The following is a 19,073-nucleotide window of genomic DNA, read 5'->3' as shown; positions in this document are numbered from 1 at the left end:
CGCTCAACCGAAGCTGTACGGCCGGACACTCGCGGAGGTGAGGCGTCGCACCGGCTCGCTCCATCAGCTCGCCCGCATCGATCGATTCGACGAGACGCAGGGCGCGGCTCGGGGCGCTCGTCGCATCGTGCTCACCTCGGGTGGCGGGCTGACGGTCGAGCTGCACCCCGATCGCGCACTCGACATCGGCGCGGTGGCGTACCGGGGCGTCCCGATCGCCTGGCACTCTCCCACCGGATTCGCCGATCCCGGCCTCACCGTGGATTCGGGGACCGAGTGGCTCCGCACGTTCGGAGGCGGTCTGCTCGCGACCTGCGGGCTCGACTCGTACGGCCCAGCGAGCACGGTGGCGGGAGTCGAGTACCCGATGCACGGCCGAATCGGTTCGACGCCGTCGGTCGTCACTCGGGCGCAGGTGACCGACGCCGAACTCGTGGTGGAAGCGGAGGTGCGTCAGGCCAGTGTCTTCGGAGACAACCTGCTGCTCACCCGCCGCATCACCGTACCGCTCGGCGGGGCGTCGATCGTGGTGGAGGATCGCGTGACCAACGAAGGGTCGGCGGCGGCCGGGCACATGGTGCTCTACCACGCGAATCTCGGGTGGCCTCTGCTCGACGACGGCTCGGTGCTCGAGGTGCCGTCGGTCTCGGTGTCCCCTCGTGACGCTGACGCGGAACACGGACTCTCGCAATGGTTCGAGATCACCGGGCCGGTTCCGGGGTACGCCGAACAGGTGTTCAAGCACGATTTCACCGGGCAGGGGATCGCGGAGGTGTCGCTCGACAACCCGACGCGCGATGTCCGCGTCGCCGTGCGGTTCGACACCGCCTCGCTGCCGGCGCTGCACCAGTGGAAGATGCTGGGAGAAGGGCATTACGTACTCGGGCTCGAACCGACGAACGTCGACTGGAGCCGCGGCCGTGCCGCCGCGAGCGAGGCCGGCGTCCTGCCGATGCTCGCCGCCGGGGAGAGCGCGGACTATCGTCTCGAATTTCACTGCGGAGCGAGCCGGGTCGGCAGCTCACCCGAGTCAGGAGGATCCGCATGACCGTCGCACTGGAGATGCGCGGCATCTCGAAATCGTTCCCCGGCATCCGGGCACTCGCGGATGTCGATCTGGTCGCCAGAGCCGGTGAGGTGCACGCGATCGTCGGCGAGAACGGCGCAGGGAAATCGACGCTGATGAAGATCCTCGCCGGTGTGTATCAGCCGGATGCTGGCTCCATCGTCCTCGGAGGCTCAGAAACCCGGATCGCCGGACCCATCGACGCGCGAAAGCGCGGTATCGGGATGGTCTACCAGGAGCTGAATCTCGTGCCGGATCTGACGGTCGCGGAGAACATCATGCTCGGCGCGACCCCTGCCCGGTTCGGCTTCGTGCGTCGTCGGGCCCTCTCCGATGCCGCGTCTGCCGTGCTCGACGCCTTCAACGCTCGGATCGATCCCTCGGCGCTTCTCGGGTCGCTCACCGTGAGCCAGCAGCAGATCGTCGAGATCGCGAAGGCGTACGCGCAGCACCCGAGCATCATCGTGCTCGACGAACCCACATCGTCACTGAGCGAGCACGAAGCACAGGCGCTCTTCCACATCGTGCGCCGCATGCGCGCCGATGGAATCGCGATCATCTACATCAGTCACCGGCTTCGCGAGGTGTTGGATCTCGCCGACCAGGTCACGGTGCTGCGCGACGGTCAGCAGATCGACACCCGGGCTTCGGACGGGTTGACGGCGGGGGAGATGATCCGCCTGATGGTGGGTCGGGATCTCACCGATATCTTCCCGAAACGCGTCGTCCCGATCGGGGACGTCGTGCTCGAGGTCGACGGGCTCACGCGAGCCGGAGCATTCTCCGACGTGACGCTGAACGTTCGCGCAGGAGAGATCGTGGGTCTGGCGGGCCTCGTCGGGGCGGGGCGCACGGAAGTCGCACGGGCCGTGTTCGGTCTGGATCGTGCGCAGGCGGGCGCCGTGCGCGTCGATGGAGCCGAGCTGGTCGCGCGCACACCGGCGCAGGGAGTCGCTGCGGGCATCGCGTACGTGCCAGAGGATCGGAAGCGCGACGGCATCGTGCCCTCCGCATCCATCAAAGACAATGTTTCGCTCCCCGTGCTGCGGAGCCTCTCGACCGCGGGATGGATCTCCCGCTCGCGCGAACGGGACCTGGTGCGCGAGCAGGTCGAGACGCTCGGGGTCTCACCGCCGGTCATCGAACGCGCCGTCGACACCCTGAGCGGCGGCAACCAGCAGAAGGTGGTGATCGCGAAATGGCTCGCCGCTCGACCCCGAGTGCTCATCCTCGATGAGCCGACGCGCGGGGTGGACGTCGGCGCGAAGGCAGACATCCACGCGATCATCGGCGAGCTCGCCGCCGCTGGCACCGCGATTCTGCTCATCTCGTCTGAGCTGCCAGAGGTGCTCGCGGTGAGCGACCGGATATACGTGCTCAGTGAGGGGCGCGTGACGGCTGAACTGGATCGAACCGAAGCCGACGAGGCCACCGTGATGCTCGCGGCAACGGGAGAGGCGGCGCACGCATGACCGATACGAAACTCGATACGACGATCACGGGGGTGCCGGGCACGAGCCGGGTCACCCGCGCCAATCTAGGGGCGCGCCTCGGTCCGGTGATCGGAATGCCCGTCGGCATCGTGCTGCTCCTCGTGATCGGCACGCTGCTCTCCGACCGGTTCTTCTCGGTGGGCAATCTGGTCAACGTGCTGATCAACATCTCGATACTCGGCGTGATCGTGGTGGGTATGACGTTCGTCTTCATCACGCGCGGCTTGGCCGATCTCTCGGTCCCGGCCACCGTGGCCGTCGGCGCGATTCTCACCCTCGGCCTCCAACCGGCCATCGGCACCTTCGCGGCAGCGCTCGTCGGGATTCTGGCGGCGTGCGGCGCCGGGGTCGTGAGCGGCATCCTGATCGGGTATGCGCGCATCAACCCCGTGATCACGACACTCGGCGTCAGCACCATCGTGCTCGGCATCGCGCAGTGGAGCGTCGGCGGGGTCATCGTGTACGGCTCCGACGCCGACGCCCAGGCTTTCGTGAACAGTCGGGTGTTCGGGATCCCGGTGATCGTCATCATCTTCGTGATCGTCGCAGTCATCGGCCATCTGGTGCTCTCGCGAACGACGCTCGGTCGCTGGGTCTATGCGGCGGGAAGCAATCCTGACGCCACGCGGGCGAGTGCGGTGCCGCTTGCACGAACCCGGGCGTCCGCGTTCGTCATGACCGCCGGGCTGAGCGGGCTTGCGGGCGCGCTGCTCGGGATCACCCTGCAGACGGCGAGGCCCGCGATCGGGGTCGGCTACGAGTTCGACGCGATCACGGCCGTTGTCGTCGGCGGTATCAGTCTGCTCGGCGGGTCGGGCAGCATTCCTCGAGCGATCGGCGGACTCCTGTTCGTCGCCCTGCTCAACAACATCCTGGTGCTGCAGGGCGTACCCACGGCGGTCCAGGGGATCGCGAAGGGCTTGCTCATCGTCGGCGCCGTCTCGCTCGACATCTACCTCCGTCGGAAGGGAGGCCGCTCATGAGCGCGGTATCACCGTTGCGTGGCGGATGGAGTCTCGCGTTGCTCGGATTGGTGCGCTACCGCGTCATCGTGATCCTGATCGCGACACTCGTCATCGCCGCCACATTCGTCCCCGGGTTCTTCGAAGCTCGAACGCTCAGCCTCGGCATCGATCGCGTGGCGACCATGGGACTCATCGCGATCGGACTGACGGTCGTGCTGATCGCCGGCCAACTGGACCTCTCCGGGGGCGCGATCCTTGCGCTGTCCGGTATCGCGGCAGTCGGTCTCCAAGAATCCATGGGTCAGGTTCCCGCGGCCATCGCCGGCCTCGGCATCGGACTGCTCGCCGGCTGCTGCAACGGGGTGCTGGTGGTGCTGCTCCGGATCAACTCCCTCGTCGCGACACTCGCCTCGATGCTGCTATTCCGCGCGGTGTGCCACCTCATCACCGATTCGCGGCCCGTCAGCGGCATCGATCCGTTCTTCGGGATTCCTCTGACGCAGCCGGTCCTCGGCACGCTCTCCACGCGCGTCTTCATCTTCGTCGTGCTCATTCTCCTGCTGCATGTCTGGCTGACGCGGATGGTCTCAGGGCGAAACCTGTTCGCGGTCGGCAGCAACGCGACGAGTGCGGCGGCGAGCGGCATCCGGTCGCGCTGGTACCTCTTCGGAGCATTCGCCTTCAGCGGTCTGATGGCCGGTCTCGCAGGGGTGACGTTCGGCATCGCCTCCAATACGGGGTCCCCGGTCTTCGGCGACACGATCGTGCTCACCGCCATCGCCGCGGTGGTCATCGGAGGAACCCGGCTCGAGGGAGGCGTCGGTTCGGCCCTCGGCACACTCGGCGGGTTGCTCACCCTCGCCGCTCTGACGACCGCCATGGAGTACCAGAGCATCCCCGCGTATGTGCAGGACATCGTGACCGGTGCCATCCTGCTCCTCCTCATCCTGCTCGACCGTCTGACCCACGCGAAGCGTGGCACTGATGTATCACCTACCGCACTGCTGCGGCGCCTCTCACCGAAGAGGGATGCCGCCCGTCAACACGAAACCGAAAGGACACCCGCATGATCAAGAAGGTATTCCTCGGAGGGACCGCGTTCGCCGCGGCACTCCTCCTCGCCTCCTGCTCGACTTCAGGAGCCGATTCCGCCGCCGAGTCACCCGACGCCGAAGCCGGTGCAGGGGCGGAGATCTGCTACATCACCGCCGCCGAGTCGCACGCGTACGCCACTCCCGCGAACGAGGCGTTTCAAGCTGCAGCGGACGAGGCGGGGGCGAAAGTCACCATGCTGAGCCAGGATTTCGATGTCCAGACCGGCACTGAGCAGCTGACGACGTGCATCGGACGCAGCCCCGATGGGATCGTGCTGTGGCCGCTCGATCCGCAGGCGTACATCCCGGGGCTCATCCAGGCGCAGACGGCGGGCATTCCGGTCGTGCTGATCAACTCGCCGATGGACGACGAGGCGCTCGAGCTGGTGGAGAGTTTCACCGGCCCCGACGTCTACGAGGAGGGAGTGCTCTCGGCGGACGCCATGGATGAGGCGCTCGGCGGCGAGGGCGGGGTCGTCATCATCGCCGGCCAGGCCGGCAACGGCACGAGTATCGGACGCACCGACGGATTCACGGAGCAGCTCGAGAAGATCGGCTCGGACATCGAGGTGCTGCAGACCGTCAACGCCGACTTCGATCAGCAGAAGGCGCTCGTCGCGAGCCGAGATCTGATCACCCGCTTCGGGGACGATATCGACGGCGTCTACGCGAACGACGACACGATGGCGCGCGGCTTCATCGACGCGTGGGCTGAAGCGGGCAAGGATCCTGCGGAGATTCCGCCGATCGTCGGTATCAACGGCCAGCAGGACGCGTTCGAGTCGATTCGCGACGGTCAGTTCTACGCGACCATCGTGCAGTCGCCGGTCGAGGACGGCAAGCTCGCGCTCGAGACGATCGTCCAGGCCGCGGCGGGCGAGACCGTTGAGAATCGCATCCCCATTCCGCTGACGGTCGTCACTGCGGAGAACGTCGAAGACGTCGAACCCGCGTTCTAGGTCCACCCGCCGAGAGGCACGGAACGGGCCCCGCGTTGTGCAGCGGGGCCCGTTCCTGTGCTGCGAGACCGCTCCCGATCAGGTGGAGGAGCGCACGACCAGTTCGGGAGCGAGCACGATGTGGTTGGCCTGCGGAAGCGGGCCCGGCCGGTCGATGAGTTGGATCATCATCTCGACCGCCGTGCGGCCCAACCGCTCTCTGGGCTGTGCGACGGTCGTGAGCGGTACCGCTCCGATCGATGCCCACTCGATGTCGTCGTAACCGACCACGGCGATGTCGTCGGGAACGCGCAAGCCGCAGCGCACGAGCTCCTGGATGAGGCCGAGCGCGAGCATGTCGTTCGCGCAGAGCACCGCGCTCGGTCGTTTGTCGTGCGGGCGCGCTGCGAGGGCCGCGCCGAGGCGCCGGCCCTCGTCCACGGTCCACGATGCCGTGGTCACGACTTCGAGGGTGATGTCTCCGTCTGATTGATGCACGACCTCGCGAGCGCCCTCGTACCGCGACCTCACCTTGGGGGAGCGGTGCGGATGCCCGAGGAACGCGATGCGCCGGTGCCCACGCGAGACCAGGTGCCGAGCGCCCAGCCGTCCGCCTTCGCGGTCATCGATCACCACCGACCAGACGTCGCGGTCGTCGCCCACGCGGTCCACGAAGACCATCGGCACGCCGCGATCCTTCAGCATGTCGAGGCGGGAGCTGCGCTCGTCCACTGGAGAGATGATGATGCCCTGCACGCGCTGCTGCACGAGCAGGTCGAGATTCTGGGACTCCAACTGCGGATCGTACGAGCTGTTGCAGAGCACCACTCCGAGGTCGCGCTCCCGGCACACCGCTTCGGCGCCGAGTGCGACATCCACGAAGAACGGGTTTCCGAGTTCGGCGACGGTGATGCCGATGGTTCGCGTGCGGCCGGGGCGGAACTGACGCGACCGCTGATCGGGGATGAAGTCGAGCTCGGAGATGGCGCGCTGCACCCGTTCACGAGTGTCGGCGCGCACGTACGAGGGGCGGTTGAGCACGTTGCTCACGGTTCCCGAGGACACTCCTGCGAGGCGGGCGACGTCTCGAATAGTCGCCATGGGCTACCGCCCGGTGCAGAGAAGAGGATGGTTCATTGAACGATCCTATCGCGAGACGCGCAGCTGTTCGCCCAGAGCTCGCCACCGCCGCCAAAACCCTCGGTACCTGCCTCAGCCACCCACCCACCCCAACACCCGCAGCGGGTCACTTTGGGAGTGTGTCGCGGTCGAAAACACAGCAACACGCTCCCAAAGTGACCCCGCTCGCAGATGGGGAGGGGTGGGGGTGGAGGGGTGGGGTGGGGACGGAGCGGGGAGGCGGTTACGCGCCCCAGCTCGCCTGAGCGCCGCCGACGCGGTCGGCGTTGATCTTCGCCTGGTAGCCCGAGGCGGCGTACGCGGCCATCGGGTCGGCGGGCAGGCCCCGCGACTCGCGCCACTCGGCGAGCGCCGGCCGCACATCCGTGTAGAAGGCGTCCATCATGATCGCGTTGGCTCCGAGCACATCGCCGGAGCGCTGCGCCGCACCGAGTGCGTCACGGTCGAGCAGCAGGGCTCGGGCCGTCATCTCCTGCACGTTGAGCACTGAGCGGATCTGGCCGGGGATCTTCTCCTCGACGTTGTGGCACTGGTCGAGCATGAAACTGACGTCGGGGTTGTTCAGCCCGTCGCCGCGCACGACCTCGACGAGAATGCGGAAGAGCTGGAACGGATCGGCGGCGCCCACGATCAGGTCGTCATCGGCGTAGAAGCGGCTGTTGAAGTCGAACGAGCCGAGCTTGCCGAGCCGCAGCAGCTGCATCACGATGAACTCGATGTTGGTGCCAGGGGCGTGGTGCCCGGTGTCGAGGCAGACCATGGCCTTCTCTCCGAGCGCCGCGACCTGGGCGTACGACGTGCCCCAGTCGGGAACATCGGTGTGGTAGAACGCCGGCTCGAAGAACTTGTACTCGAGCACGAGGCGCTGGTCATCGGAGAGGCGGGCGTAGATCTCCTGGAGGGACTCCTGCAGGCGATCCTGACGGCCGCGCATGTCGGCCTGACCCGGGTAGTTCGATCCCTCGGCGAGCCAGATCTTGAGGTCACGCGATCCGGTCTCGTCCATGACGTCGACGCACTGCAGGTGGTGGTCGATGGCTTTGCGACGGATCGCGGCGTCCTCGTGCGTGAGGGCGCCGAACTTGTAGTCGTCATCCTGGAAGGTGTTGGAGTTCACGGTGCCGAGTTGCACGCCGAGATCTTCGGCGTGTGCGCGGAGCTTCGAGAAGTCGTCGACGAGATCCCACGGGATGTGCAGCGCGACAGCCGGCGCGAGGCCGGTGAGCCGGTTGACCTCGGCCGCATCGGCGATCTTCTCGAACGGATCGCGCGGCGTGCCCGGCGTGCCGAACACCTTGAAGCGCGTGCCCGAGTTGCCGTAGGCCCACGACGGGACCTCGATGGACTGCTTCTCGAGGGTGCTGAGGATTTCGGGAGTCAGCTGGGTGCTCATGTTCTGCGGCTTTCTGTCTGATGCTGCGCTATGCGCGATTCGTGCCCGCGTGGTGGCGCGCGAGTTGGTCTTCGAGGTGGAACACCTCGGAAAGTCGGGGGGCCGCCTGGTCGGGGCGGCCGGCCAGGGCGACGAAGTAGTCGGCCATCTTCTCCTCCCACGCGGCGGTGCGCGGGTCGGCTTCGAGCGCGCGCTGGGCGGCGTCGTCGTCATCGGTCTCGTAGTACCCGATGAGCAGTCCGTCGGGGCGGAGGAAGAGCGAATAGTTGCGGCGCCCGGCGTCTGCGATCGCCGCGAGCATGTCGGGCCAGACCGCGGCGTGGTGCTCGGCGTACTCGGAGAGGCGGTCGGGCTTGACCTGCATCTGGAAGCAGACTCGCATGTGATTCTCCGAGAGGCTCGCGGGCGAATGGGGGCGTGGGGGAGTGGGGGTGTCGGGGAGTGAAGCGGAAAGCGTGCGGAGGGGATCCTGATCCTGACGATCTCGGATCAGGATCCCCGCGCCCGGGGCGGCTTAGAAGTCGAAGTCGCTGATGTTGTCCGCGTTGAAGCGGAACGGATCGCCGAGGAGCACGACGCCGTCGGCGCCGACCGAGTACTCGCCGAGGTCGCCGGCCTCGAAGGTGTCGCCTTCCTTGCCCTCGATCTCACCGGTGGCGAGCGCGTTCGCCGCGTACGCGGTCAGGTAGCCGAGGTCCTCGGGGTTCCAGAGCGCGAACTCGGTGACGGTGCCGTCTTCCACGTACTCGCGCATCTGGTTCGGGGTGCCGAGCCCGGTCAGTGCGACCTCGCCCTTCGCGTCCGAGGTCGAGAGGTAGCGAGCTGCGGCTGCGATGCCGACCGTGGTCGGCGAGACGATGCCCTTGAGCTCGGGGTAGGTCTGGAGGAGGGCAGCGGTCTTGTCGAACGAGGTCTGATCGTCGTCGTCGCCGTACACGACCTCGACGAGCTCGACGTCGGGGTGGTTCGCTTCGAGCTCTTCCTTCATGAGGTCGATCCAGGCGTTCTGGTTCGTCGCGTTCGCGGCGGCCGAGAGCACGGCGATCTCACCCTTGTCGCCGATCTGCTCGGTGATCATGTCGACCTGCACCTGGGCGATGCCGGCGGCGTCGGCCTGGTTCACGAACAGGTCGCGGCAGTCGGCGCTGGTGTCCGAGTCGAAGGTGACGACCTTCACGTCGTTGTCGCGTGCCTCGTTGACCGCGTCGCAGATCGCCTTCGGATCGTTCGCCGAGATGGCGAGCGCGCCGACGCCCTGCTGGGTCGCGGTGTTGATGAAGCTGACCTGCGCGTCGGGCGTGGCCTCGGTGGGGCCGACCTCGTTGAAGGTGCCGCCGAGCGCCTCGACCGCGGCCTTGCCGCCCTTGCTGGAGGTGTCGAAGTACGGGTTGCCGAGATTCTTCGGCAGGAAGGTGATGCTCGCGCCCGATCCCTCGGATCCGCCTTCGGATCCGCCGTTGCCGGCGTCGCCGCCTGAGCAGCTCGAGAGCAGCAGGGCTGCGCTGGCGGCGAGCGCGAGAACGGCGCCTGCCTTCTTCTTATTGTTCTGGAACCACATCGTTCGTTGTTTCCTTTCATCACCCCGCGGTGCGGGGACTGGTGTGGGTGGTCGTGGAAGTGTGCTGGGAAAGCGTGCCGATGTGCGTCAGGACGTCGTCGCGGCCCGAGCTCCGGCGATCTGCAGCTTCTTTCCCGTTCTCCGCCGGTTCTTCACCGCAGCGATCACGCTGGTCGAGATGACGGCGCCGATGAGCAGGGCTCCGGTGATGATGTTGATCACGTCGGAGGTGACGTTCGCGAGGCGCAGCGCGCTGCCGAGCACGCCGATCAGCACGACGCCGGCGATCACGCCGTGCAGGGCGCCGCGGCCGCCGAAGATCGACACGCCGCCGAGCAGCACTGCGGCGATCACCTGCAGCTCCATGCCCGTCGCGTTGTCGCCGCGGGCGCTGCCGTAGCGGAGGGTGAAGTAGATGCCGGCGAGAGCTGAGACCGCGCCGCTGAGCATGTACAGCAGCATCTTCGTGCGGGCGACGTCGACGCCGGAGAATCGCGCTGCTTCCGGCGACAGGCCGATCGCGAAGACGCCTCGGCCCAGCTTCGTGAAGTGCAGCAGGATCGCGAACGCGATGGCGAGTACCACGAAGAGGATCATGACGACCGGAATGCCGGTCGAGCCGATCTTCTCCTTCGCGAGGTCCGTCCAGAAGGCGGGGAACTCGGTCACCGCGGTGGTGCCGAGCATGCCTACGGCGATGCCGCGGAAGAGCGCCAGCGTGCCGATGGTCACGGCGAGCGAGGGAAGCCCCACCGCTGTGATGAGGAACCCGTTGATGGTGCCTGCGAGCAGGCCGGCCGCCAGCGCCAGCACGATGGTGAGCCCGAACGGCACCCCCGCCTGGGTGAGCACGCCGGTGAGCACGCTCGAGAGCCCGACGATGCTCGCGACCGACAGGTCGATCTCGCCCGTCACGATGATCGCCGTCATCGGCAGCGCGATGATCAGGATCGGGAAGATGTCGAGGAGCAGGTAGGTCATCGTGATCTTGCTGCCGAAGTTCGGCACCACGATGCTCGCGAAGAGCACGACGACGATGACGAGGGCGATGATCGCGCTCTCGCGGGTGAGGAGGAGGCGCTGCCAGAGCGGACGATCGTAGTCTGCGATGTGCCGCAGGCTGGTCGTGGAGGTGGTGACGGTGGTCTGAGCGGTCATCGCTGCGTCTCCCGTTCTTCGATGAGCTTCCGATGTTGTCGGAGCGAAAGGACCCGGTCGAGCACGATCGCTCCGATGATCAGGACGCCGACGACGGCGCGCTGCCAGAAGTCGGGCACGCCGAGCACCGGAAGCGCACGGTTGATGGTCATGAGCAGCGCCGCGCCGATGGCGGCGCCCCACACCGATCCGACTCCGCCGAAGATGGCGACGCCGCCGATGACGGCCGCACCGATCGCGTCGAACTCCCAGCCCGCGCCCGCCTGCGAGTTGATGGTGCCGTAGCGGGCGGCGTAGAGCACGCCGGCGAAGCCGGAGAGTGCGCCCGACAGCACGAAGGCGGTGAGCACGCGGCGCGTGACGGGCAGCCCGTAGAGCTGGGCCGCGTCGGGATCGGAGCCGATCGCGTAGCATTCGCGCCCGCCGCGGGTGTTCTTCATCCACCAGGCGACGGCGATCAGCACGACGACGGCGATGATGGTGAGCACTGGGATCGTCAGCACCTGCGCCGTGCCGAGGGCGAGGAAGCTGCGGGGCATGTCGGAGGCGTTGATGCGATCCGATCCCGTCCAGAGCACGTTGATGCCGCGGAAGGCGTACATCGTGCCGAGCGTGATCACGAGGGCCGGCACTTTCGCGAACGCGACGAGCGCGCCGTTGATCAAACCGAGCAGGCCGCCGAAGACGATCGCGATCACGACGACGACGATGGCGGGCAGCCCCGGCATGTCGATGAACAGGCGGCCGGTGAGGTACGCGCTGAGGCCGAGGATCGAGCCGACCGACAGGTCGACGTTGCGGGTGATCAGCACGACGGCCTGACCCACTGCGACGAGCAGGAGCAGCGACGGTGTCAGCCAGAGGTCGCGGTACCCGTCGGTCGAGAACAGGAAGTTGGGGTTCTTGATCGTTGCGGCTGCGACGACGAGCAGCACGGCGAGCAGAATGCTCGCCTCGCGCGCCCGTGTCAGGCGGCCGACGATCGCACCGAACCCGACGCTCGGGGCCTTCAATGTCGTGGCGCTCATGCGGCGTGCTCCGATTCCGTGCTCGAGCTGTGGGTCGCGGCGCGCATGACGTTCTCCTGCGTCGCGTCTTCGCGATCGATGGTGGCGGTGATGCGGCCCTCGTGCATGACGACGACGCGGTCGGCCATGCCGAGCACCTCGGGGAGCTCGCTCGAGATCATGAGCACGCCCATTCCCTGGCTCGCGAGCGTGGAGAGCAGGCGGTGCACCTCCGATTTGGTGCCGACGTCGATGCCGCGCGTCGGTTCATCGATGATGAGCACGCGCGGATCGGTCGCGAGCCACTTGCCGAGCACGACCTTCTGCTGGTTGCCGCCCGACAGGGTGCCGGCGATGGTGGTCAGCGCGTTCGCCTTGACCTCGAGCTTCTCCGCCCACGGGCGCGCGGCGCGGTTCTCCGCGCCGGTCGTGACGATGCCGAGTTTCGCGAGGGAGTCGAGGATCACGGACGTGGTGTTGCGGCCCACGCTCGAATCGAGCACGAGACCCTGCTTGCGGCGATCCTCCGGCACGAGCGCGAGTCCGGCGCGCATGGCGGCCGTCGGCTTGTTCTTCGCCACCTTCGTGCCAGCGACGGTGACGGTGCCGGTGCGGTAGGAGTCGACGCCGAACACGGCGCGGGCGACCTCGCTGCGGCCGGCGCCGACCAGTCCGGCGAGCCCGACGATCTCCCCGGCGCGCACGGTGAAGCTGATGTCATTGAAGATGCCGGGGCTCGTGAGCCCCTCGACGACGAGCAGCGGCTCGCCGGCTTCGGTCTCGATCTTCGGGAAGAGGTCCGTGATCTCGCGACCGACCATTTCGGCGACGACGCTGTCGGGATCCGTCTCGCTGATGGCGCGCGTCGAGACGTAACTGCCGTCGCGCATGACGGTGATCGTGTCGCAGAGCGCGAAGACCTCGTCGAAGCGATGCGAGATGAAGACGAGCGCGCGGTTCTCATCGCGGAGCGCGCGTGCGACCTGGAAGAGGCGCTCGACCTCCAAACCGGAGAGCGCTGCGGTGGGCTCGTCCATGACGAGCACGCGTGCGTCGAGCGAGATCGCCTTCGCGATCTCGATCATCTGCTGGTCGGCGATGGAGAGGCCGTCGGCGGTGCGATCCGGATCCATCGCGACGCCGAGGCGCGTGAAGAGCGATTCGACCTCGGCGCGCATCGCACCGCGATCGATGCGGCCGAACCGACCGCGGGGTTGCCGGCCCATGAAGATGTTCTCGGTGACCGAGAGATCGGGGAAGAGCGTCGGCTCCTGGTAGATGACCGCGATGCCCGCGGCCTTCGACTCGGCGGTGGTGGAGAAGTCGACCGTCTCGCCGTCGTAGCGGAAGTCGCCGCTGTCGCGGCGGTAGAGACCCGCGATGATCTTGACCAGCGTCGACTTGCCCGCGCCGTTCTCGCCGACGAGGGCGTGGATGGATCCCGGGTAGAGTGCGAGGGTGCTGTCGCGCAGTGCAATCACCTGGCCGAAGGCCTTGGCGACGCCGCGCAGTTCGAGCAGCGGCTCGCCGGCGGGTGGTTTCTTCATTGAACTCACGGACTTCCTGCCATTGGAAGGGCATATCAGGGGTGGTGCGCGCTTGAACTTGTGAATCGTTTCAATCGCGATTGAGGTGAGTTTATGGCGCGAGTCTCCAATGAGTCAAGTCGATGTCGAGACGGTTTCACAGTCGTTATTGAAGCGTTTCAAAAGAGTGATGCGATCGGTAGACTGCTGCCCAGCACAGGGCTTTACGACAACGAAGTGGGAGATCACGCCATGGCAGCGAGTATCCGCGACGTCGCGCGCGAGGCAGGGGTGTCGGTCGGGACCGTCTCCAACGTGCTCAACCGGCCGGAGATCGTCGCCGCAGGCACGGTGGCGCGCGTCACCCAAGCGATCGAGCAGTTGGGCTTCGTGCGCAACGATGCCGCGCGACAGCTGCGCGCCGGGCGCAGCACCAGCTTCGGACTCGTCGTGCTCGACACCCGCAACCCCTTCTTCATGGACCTGGCGCACGGAGCGCAGCGCCGCGCGATCGATGACGGGTACACCGTGCTGATGGGGGGCAGCGATGACTCTCCGCAGCGCGAGCACAGCATCCTCGAAATGTTCGAGGAGCATCGTGTCGCAGGCGTGCTCATCTCTCCCGTCGATACCGACCTCACGCAGCTCTGGAGGCTGCGCCAAGCTGGGATCCCCGTCGTGCTCGTCGACCGCGGTTCGAGCGACCGCTCCTTCTCCTCCGTCTCGGTCGATGACGTGGAAGGCGGGCGCATCGCCGCCCGCCATCTCTTGGAGCTCGGGCGCCGTCGCATCGCGTTCGTGGGCGGACCGCTGGGCATCAAGCAGGTCTCCGATCGCGTCAACGGCGCGACGTCGGTGGTCGCCGAGACGTCGGGAGCGACGCTCGAGGTGCGCGAGACGCGCGCATTGAGCGTGCTCGAGGGGCGCAGGATCGCCGAGGAGATCATCGCGCTGCCAGCCGACCGCAGGCCGGACGCCGTCTTCGCCGCGAATGATCTGCTCGCCATGGGAGTGCTGCAGGCCTTCGTGATGACCGGATCGCTGCGGGTGCCAGAGGACATCGCCCTCATCGGATACGACGACATCGACTTCGCGAGCGCCGCGGTGGTGCCGATCACGTCGGTGCGTCAGCCCGCGGTCGAGATCGGCGCCACCGCGGTGGGGTTGCTGCTGTCAGAGGCGCAGGCCGGTGCCGATGCGACGCGCGAGCAGATCGAGTTCACCCCCGAGCTGGTGGTGCGCGCCTCGACGGTGGGCGGCGCCTGACGCTGCGGCGCGCCGCCCTGCGCGCCGCCCTGCGACCGGGGTCACTCTTCGTGCGTGTCGCCGGACGACACGCACTGAAAGTGACCCCGCTCGCAAGGTGCTGCGCCAGCTGCGCCGGCGCCGGGCGGGGAGCGGCGGGCTACGGCCGCGTGTGCACCCACACGACCGCTTGAATGCGGTCGCGCACGCCGAGTTTCTGCAGCAGGTTCGACACGTGCGTCTTGATGGTCGCCTCGCCGAGGAAGAGCGCCGCGGCGATCTCGCCGTTCGACTTGCCCTGCGCTACGAGGGCGAGCACTTCCCGCTCGCGGTCGGTGAGGCCCGCCTCCGTCATCGCCGTGGCCGCCGCATCGGGTGCCTGGCTCGATTCGGGATCGCCGCCCGCCCCAGCGGCCTTCGCGTCGACGGCGGTACTCGCCGAGACCCGCTCGATCACGGCGCGTGTGACGTCGGGGCCGAGCAGCGCGTTGCCCGCCGCGAGCGAGTGCACGGCGTCGATGAGCTGCTCGGCGCGTGCGGTCTTCAGGAGGAAACCGCTGACTCCGGCGGCGAGTGCGTCGAAGAGGTACTGCTCGTGCCCGAACGTCGTGAGCACCAGGATCGCCGGAGCCGCGCGGCCCGAAGCCGATGCGACCGACGAAGCCGACGAAGCCGACGAAGCCGACGAAGCCGACGAAGCCGACGAAGCCGACATCAGGATGCGCCGCGATGCATCGATCCCGTTGAGCACGGGCATTTCGACGTCCATGCAGATGACGTCGGGATGGAGTTCGGCGGCGAGCGCGACGGCGACGGCGCCGTTCTCGGCCTCACCGACCACCTCGATGTCGGGCTCCGACTCCAGGATGATGCGGAAGCCCGAGCGCACGAGCGCCTGGTCGTCGACGAGCAGCACGCGGATCATGTGAGCCTTTCGGGGAAGTGGTGCATGTCAGCTCGCGGCAGCGGCAGCGGCAGCGGCAGCGGCAGCGGCAGCGCGGGGATGGGCGGAGGCGAGTTCATCCGGCACGCACGCGCGGACGATGAACCCTCCGCGCTCCCGCCGCCCGGCGTGCACGGTACCGCCGACGGCGCCGATGCGCTCGCGCATGCCCTGCAGGCCGAGGCCGGACCCGCGGGAGCGCTGCGTCAGCTCCTGCCGCACCCCGTCGTCCGCGACCTCCACCTCGACGGCATCCGCGCCGAATCGCAGGCGCACCTCGGCGGTCGCACCGCGGCCGGCGTGCTTGCGCACATTCGTCAGCGCCTCTTGCACGACGCGGTAGAGCGCGACGTCGACGAGCATGGGGATGGGCCGCGGCTCACCGGCGACGATGAGTGTCGTCGGCGTGCCAGAGCTCTGCGCCTCTGCCACGAGCTCGGAGAGGTGCGCGACGCCGATCGTGGTCGGCGCCGACCCTTCCTTCGCCGGGTCGCGCAGAGTGCCGACGAGCCGCCGCAGCTCGTCGACGGCGGTGCCCGCGCTCTCCTCGACGACGCCGAGGGCTGCAACCGCACGGGCGGGATCGCGCTCGATGCTGCGCCGCGCGGCGGCCGCCTGAATGCCCATGACCGACACGTGGTGCGCCACGACGTCGTGCAGCTCGCGCGCGATCGCCAGCCGGTCGAGCGCAATGGCCTGCGCCGCGCTCGTCTGCCGTTCGAGATCGAGCTCGCGCCCCTGCGCTTCGAGCAGCGCCTGCTGACGCGCCGAGCGCCAGGAGCGTTCGCCGAAGAAGTAGGCGCCGCTGAAGTACAGCAGGTTCGTGATGATCTGAATGACCGCGAACGTGGCGTACGCCGAGAAGATGCCTGATCGCGAAATGCCCTCGAAGGCGTCATCGCTCGAAGACGAGACGATGAGGACGACGGTGATCCACACCATCATGGCGACCCCGATGCCGAGGCGCACCCAGAGCGCGAGCGCGCGTCGGCGCTCCCAGGCGCCGACGGTGTAGAGCGCGCAGAACAGCGCGATGTTGATGATCAGCACCTCTGGCACGCCGAACTGGCCGCAGACGAAGAATCCGATCGACACGACGATCGCGACCGGCACCGGGTAGAGGCGGCGCAGTGCCAGCGGCAGCGTCGTCAAGCCCAGCCCGACGGCCCAGACCCAGGGCTCCGCTGCTCCCGGGTACATCCCGGTGCGCTGGTAGAGCAGCGCGGTGGTCACCGACGCGAGCGCGAGCACCAGCGCGAGCGCGATGTCGGCGCGCAGGCCGCTCCGGCCTGGGCTCGGCCGACTCCACTCCGCGTGATCCTCCATGGCACCAGCGTAGGGTGTGCCGCCGACGCGGCGCTTCCGTCGCGCGGGGGAGGGCGATCCGCCCCTCGCCGCAGCAATCAGCCGTGAGGGGGAAGCGCGTCGCGCCGGTGCTCCGCCATGCTGGAATCACACGACAGAAGGGATCGAGATGATCGACATCGCAGGCGTCACCCGCAGCTTCGGCGAGCGGCGCGTGCTCGACGACGTGAGCTTCACGGTCGAGGGCGGTCGCATGACCGGTTTCGTCGGAGGCAACGGCGCGGGCAAGACCACGACCATGCGCATCATCCTCGGGGTGCTCTCCGCCGACGCAGGCTCGGTCAGCCTCGACGGAGCTCCCCTCACCCCGGCCGACCGCGCGCGCTTCGGTTACATGCCGGAGGAGCGCGGCCTCTACCCGAAGATGCAGGTGCTCGAGCAGCTCGTCTACCTCGGGCGACTCCACGGCATGAGCGCGGGAGCGGCGAAGAAGTCCGCGGCCGACCTCATCGAGCGGCTGGGCCTGGGGGAGCGTGGCACCGACACCCTCGAGAGTCTCTCGCTCGGCAATCAGCAGCGCGCGCAGATCGCCGCGGCACTGGTGCATGAGCCGTCCGCCCTCGTGCTCGACGAGCCGTTCTCCGGCCTCGACCCCATGGCCGTCGAGGTCGTGCTCGCGGTGCTGCGCGACTATGCCGCGCAGGGCGCCCCGGTGCTCTTCTCCTCGCACCAGCTCGACATCGTGGAGCGGCTCTGCGACGACGTCGTGGTGATCGGCGGGGGCAGGATCCTCGCCTCCGGCTCGCGCGAGGGTCTTCGGGCGCAGCACTCCGGGAGCAGCTTCGAGCTCGAGCTCGCTGGGCCGGCGGCCGACGCCGGCTGGGTGCGCGAGCTGCCAGGGGTCGAGGTCACGCATCTCGACGGCGGGTTCGCCCGCTTCGATGCTCCGGACGAGTCCGCCGCCCAGGCGGTGCTCGCTCGCGCCGTGCAGCACTCCGCACCCGGCACGACGGTGCGGCGCTTCGCCCCCATCACCCCATCACTGGCTCAGATCTTCAAGGAGGTCGTGCGATGACCGCCCCACTCACTTCCCAGTCTCGGCGATCCTCGTCGCGCCCGATCAGCGGGGCTCAGGGAGCCTGGCTCGTCGCCGAACGCGAGATCACGACGCGCCTGCGCAGCAAGGCCTTCCTCATCTCGACCGGCATCCTCCTGCTCGTCGTGCTCGGGGGCGTCGTCATCAGCGGGCTGCTCTCCCAGAACGGCGGAATCGGAAGCCCCACGCAGGTGGCGACGGTGGCCGGTGCGAGCGGGGAGCAGGGCGACGCGCTCACCTCCGCCGGTTTCGAGGTGACCGAGGTCGGTGACCGGGCCGAAGCCGAGCAACTCGTGCGCGACGGCGACGTCGAGGCTGCGATCGTTCCCGGCGGAGACACCCCGCTCGATCTCACCGTGGTCGCGCTCGACAGCGCTCCGACCGATCTCGTGCAGGCGCTCTCGGTGGTGCCGTCGGTCGAACTGCTCGAACCCCTCGGCACGAACCCGTTCCTCGCGTACATCATCGCCCTCGCCTTCGGCATGATCTTCTACACCACCGCGCTCACCTTCGGCACGACGATCGCGCAGAGCGTGGTCGAAGAGAAGCAGACGCGCATCATCGAGATCCTGCTCGCCACCGTCTCCGCGCGCACGATGCTCGCGGGCAAGATCCTGGGCAACAGCATCCTCGCGCTCGGCACGGTGGTCGCGATCCTCGCCCTCGCCTCGGTCGGCATGCTCGCGACGGGGCAGGATCTGCTGCTCGGCGAGCTCGGCGCCTCGCTCATCTGGTTCGGCATCCTGTTCGCGTTCGGCTTCGTGCTGCTCGCTGCGATGTACGCGGCCGCGGCAGCGCTTGTCTCGCGGCAGGAGGACATCGGATCGGTGACGAGCCCGGTCATGATGCTCGTGATGATCCCGTTCTTCCTCATCATCCTCTTCAACGACAACCCCCAGGCGCTCGCGATCATGAGTTACATCCCGTTCTCCGCCCCGAACGCGATGCCGATGCGCCTCTACCTCGGCATCGCCGAGTGGTGGGAGCCGATCGTGTCGCTCGGCATCCTGGTCGTCACCATCGCGGTCGTCATCTGGATCGGGTCGCGCATCTACAGCAACTCGATTCTGCGCACCGGCGTGCGCGTCAAGCTGCGCGATGCGCTGAAGGACTAGTCGCCGACATCAGTGCAGGATCGGAACGCCC

Annotated in this window: 17 protein-coding genes; 8 read left to right on the top strand and 9 right to left on the bottom strand. The window is 67.9% G+C overall.

Annotation, left to right across the window (positions count from 1 at the left end; all coding sequences use genetic code 11):
* The first annotated feature begins 37 nt into the window (after window positions 1–37).
* Genes JE033_RS07675 through JE033_RS07655 form a run of 5 tightly spaced genes read left to right on the top strand, consistent with a single transcriptional unit; the run spans window position 38 to window position 5,577 of the window.
* Entirely contained in the window at window positions 38–1,048 is a 1,011-nt protein-coding gene (locus tag JE033_RS07675) for an aldose 1-epimerase family protein (protein ID WP_370567921.1), read from the top strand.
* Entirely contained in the window at window positions 1,045–2,538 is a 1,494-nt protein-coding gene (locus JE033_RS07670) for a sugar ABC transporter ATP-binding protein (RefSeq protein ID WP_200330531.1), read from the top strand. Before JE033_RS07675 ends, JE033_RS07670 begins: the two co-directional genes overlap by 4 nt.
* Window positions 2,535–3,542, top strand: a complete 1,008-nt coding sequence (locus JE033_RS07665; protein WP_090146063.1) for an ABC transporter permease — start codon at window positions 2,535–2,537, stop codon at window positions 3,540–3,542. Before JE033_RS07670 ends, JE033_RS07665 begins: the two co-directional genes overlap by 4 nt.
* Complete coding sequence (locus tag JE033_RS07660; protein ID WP_200330529.1) at window positions 3,539–4,594, top strand: ABC transporter permease; 1,056 nt, start codon at window positions 3,539–3,541, stop codon at window positions 4,592–4,594. Before JE033_RS07665 ends, JE033_RS07660 begins: the two co-directional genes overlap by 4 nt.
* The gene (locus JE033_RS07655; RefSeq protein WP_090146067.1) at window positions 4,591–5,577 is read left to right on the top strand and encodes a sugar ABC transporter substrate-binding protein; all 987 of its coding nucleotides are present in this window, start codon (window positions 4,591–4,593) and stop codon (window positions 5,575–5,577) included. Before JE033_RS07660 ends, JE033_RS07655 begins: the two co-directional genes overlap by 4 nt.
* A 78-nt stretch (window positions 5,578–5,655) precedes the next feature.
* Here JE033_RS07655 and JE033_RS07650 read toward each other — a convergent pair whose 3' ends face one another.
* From JE033_RS07650 to JE033_RS07620, 7 genes are all read right to left on the bottom strand, one after another.
* Entirely contained in the window at window positions 5,656–6,657 is a 1,002-nt protein-coding gene (locus JE033_RS07650) for a LacI family DNA-binding transcriptional regulator (RefSeq protein WP_090146070.1), read from the bottom strand.
* A 262-nt stretch (window positions 6,658–6,919) separates the two neighbouring features.
* Complete coding sequence (rhaI, locus tag JE033_RS07645) at window positions 6,920–8,089, bottom strand: L-rhamnose isomerase (protein WP_200330527.1); 1,170 nt, start codon at window positions 8,087–8,089, stop codon at window positions 6,920–6,922.
* A 28-nt stretch (window positions 8,090–8,117) separates the two neighbouring features.
* Complete coding sequence (locus JE033_RS07640; RefSeq protein WP_090146074.1) at window positions 8,118–8,471, bottom strand: L-rhamnose mutarotase; 354 nt, start codon at window positions 8,469–8,471, stop codon at window positions 8,118–8,120.
* Window positions 8,472–8,603: 132 nt separating this feature from the next.
* Window positions 8,604–9,647 (bottom strand): rhamnose ABC transporter substrate-binding protein, encoded by a 1,044-nt coding sequence (gene rhaS, locus JE033_RS07635; RefSeq protein ID WP_200330525.1) that lies wholly within the window; start codon window positions 9,645–9,647, stop codon window positions 8,604–8,606.
* Window positions 9,648–9,734: 87 nt separating this feature from the next.
* Window positions 9,735–10,805: an ABC transporter permease gene (locus tag JE033_RS07630; RefSeq protein ID WP_090146079.1), complete on the bottom strand. Its 1,071-nt coding sequence runs from the start codon at window positions 10,803–10,805 to the stop codon at window positions 9,735–9,737.
* Window positions 10,802–11,833: an ABC transporter permease gene (locus JE033_RS07625; RefSeq protein ID WP_090146081.1), complete on the bottom strand. Its 1,032-nt coding sequence runs from the start codon at window positions 11,831–11,833 to the stop codon at window positions 10,802–10,804. The genes JE033_RS07630 and JE033_RS07625 overlap by 4 nt, the downstream gene beginning before the upstream one ends.
* The gene (locus JE033_RS07620) at window positions 11,830–13,359 is read right to left on the bottom strand and encodes a sugar ABC transporter ATP-binding protein (RefSeq protein ID WP_200330523.1); all 1,530 of its coding nucleotides are present in this window, start codon (window positions 13,357–13,359) and stop codon (window positions 11,830–11,832) included. Before JE033_RS07620 ends, JE033_RS07625 begins: the two co-directional genes overlap by 4 nt.
* A 231-nt stretch (window positions 13,360–13,590) precedes the next feature.
* Between JE033_RS07620 and JE033_RS07615 the strand changes: the two genes are divergently transcribed.
* The gene (locus JE033_RS07615; RefSeq protein WP_200330521.1) at window positions 13,591–14,604 is read left to right on the top strand and encodes a LacI family DNA-binding transcriptional regulator; all 1,014 of its coding nucleotides are present in this window, start codon (window positions 13,591–13,593) and stop codon (window positions 14,602–14,604) included.
* 139 nt (window positions 14,605–14,743) lie between these two features.
* On the opposite strand, the gene JE033_RS07610 is transcribed toward JE033_RS07615, so the two are convergent.
* Entirely contained in the window at window positions 14,744–15,508 is a 765-nt protein-coding gene (locus tag JE033_RS07610; RefSeq protein ID WP_200330519.1) for a response regulator transcription factor, read from the bottom strand.
* A 27-nt stretch (window positions 15,509–15,535) separates the two neighbouring features.
* Window positions 15,536–16,852, bottom strand: coding sequence for a sensor histidine kinase (locus JE033_RS07605; RefSeq protein ID WP_200330517.1), 1,317 nt, complete (start codon window positions 16,850–16,852; stop codon window positions 15,536–15,538).
* 148 nt (window positions 16,853–17,000) lie between these two features.
* Between JE033_RS07605 and JE033_RS07600 the strand changes: the two genes are divergently transcribed.
* Entirely contained in the window at window positions 17,001–17,906 is a 906-nt protein-coding gene (locus tag JE033_RS07600; RefSeq protein WP_200330515.1) for an ABC transporter ATP-binding protein, read from the top strand.
* Window positions 17,903–19,042 (top strand): ABC transporter permease, encoded by a 1,140-nt coding sequence (locus JE033_RS07595; RefSeq protein ID WP_200330513.1) that lies wholly within the window; start codon window positions 17,903–17,905, stop codon window positions 19,040–19,042. Before JE033_RS07600 ends, JE033_RS07595 begins: the two co-directional genes overlap by 4 nt.
* Window positions 19,043–19,073 lie beyond the last annotated feature (31 nt).

It is taken from the genome of Leucobacter sp. L43, assembly GCF_016597785.1.
Taxonomy (GTDB): Bacteria; Actinomycetota; Actinomycetes; order Actinomycetales; family Microbacteriaceae; genus Leucobacter; species Leucobacter alluvii.
The sequence above is the reverse complement of the archived record's forward strand: the minus strand, read 5'-3'. Positions and strand labels throughout refer to the sequence as shown.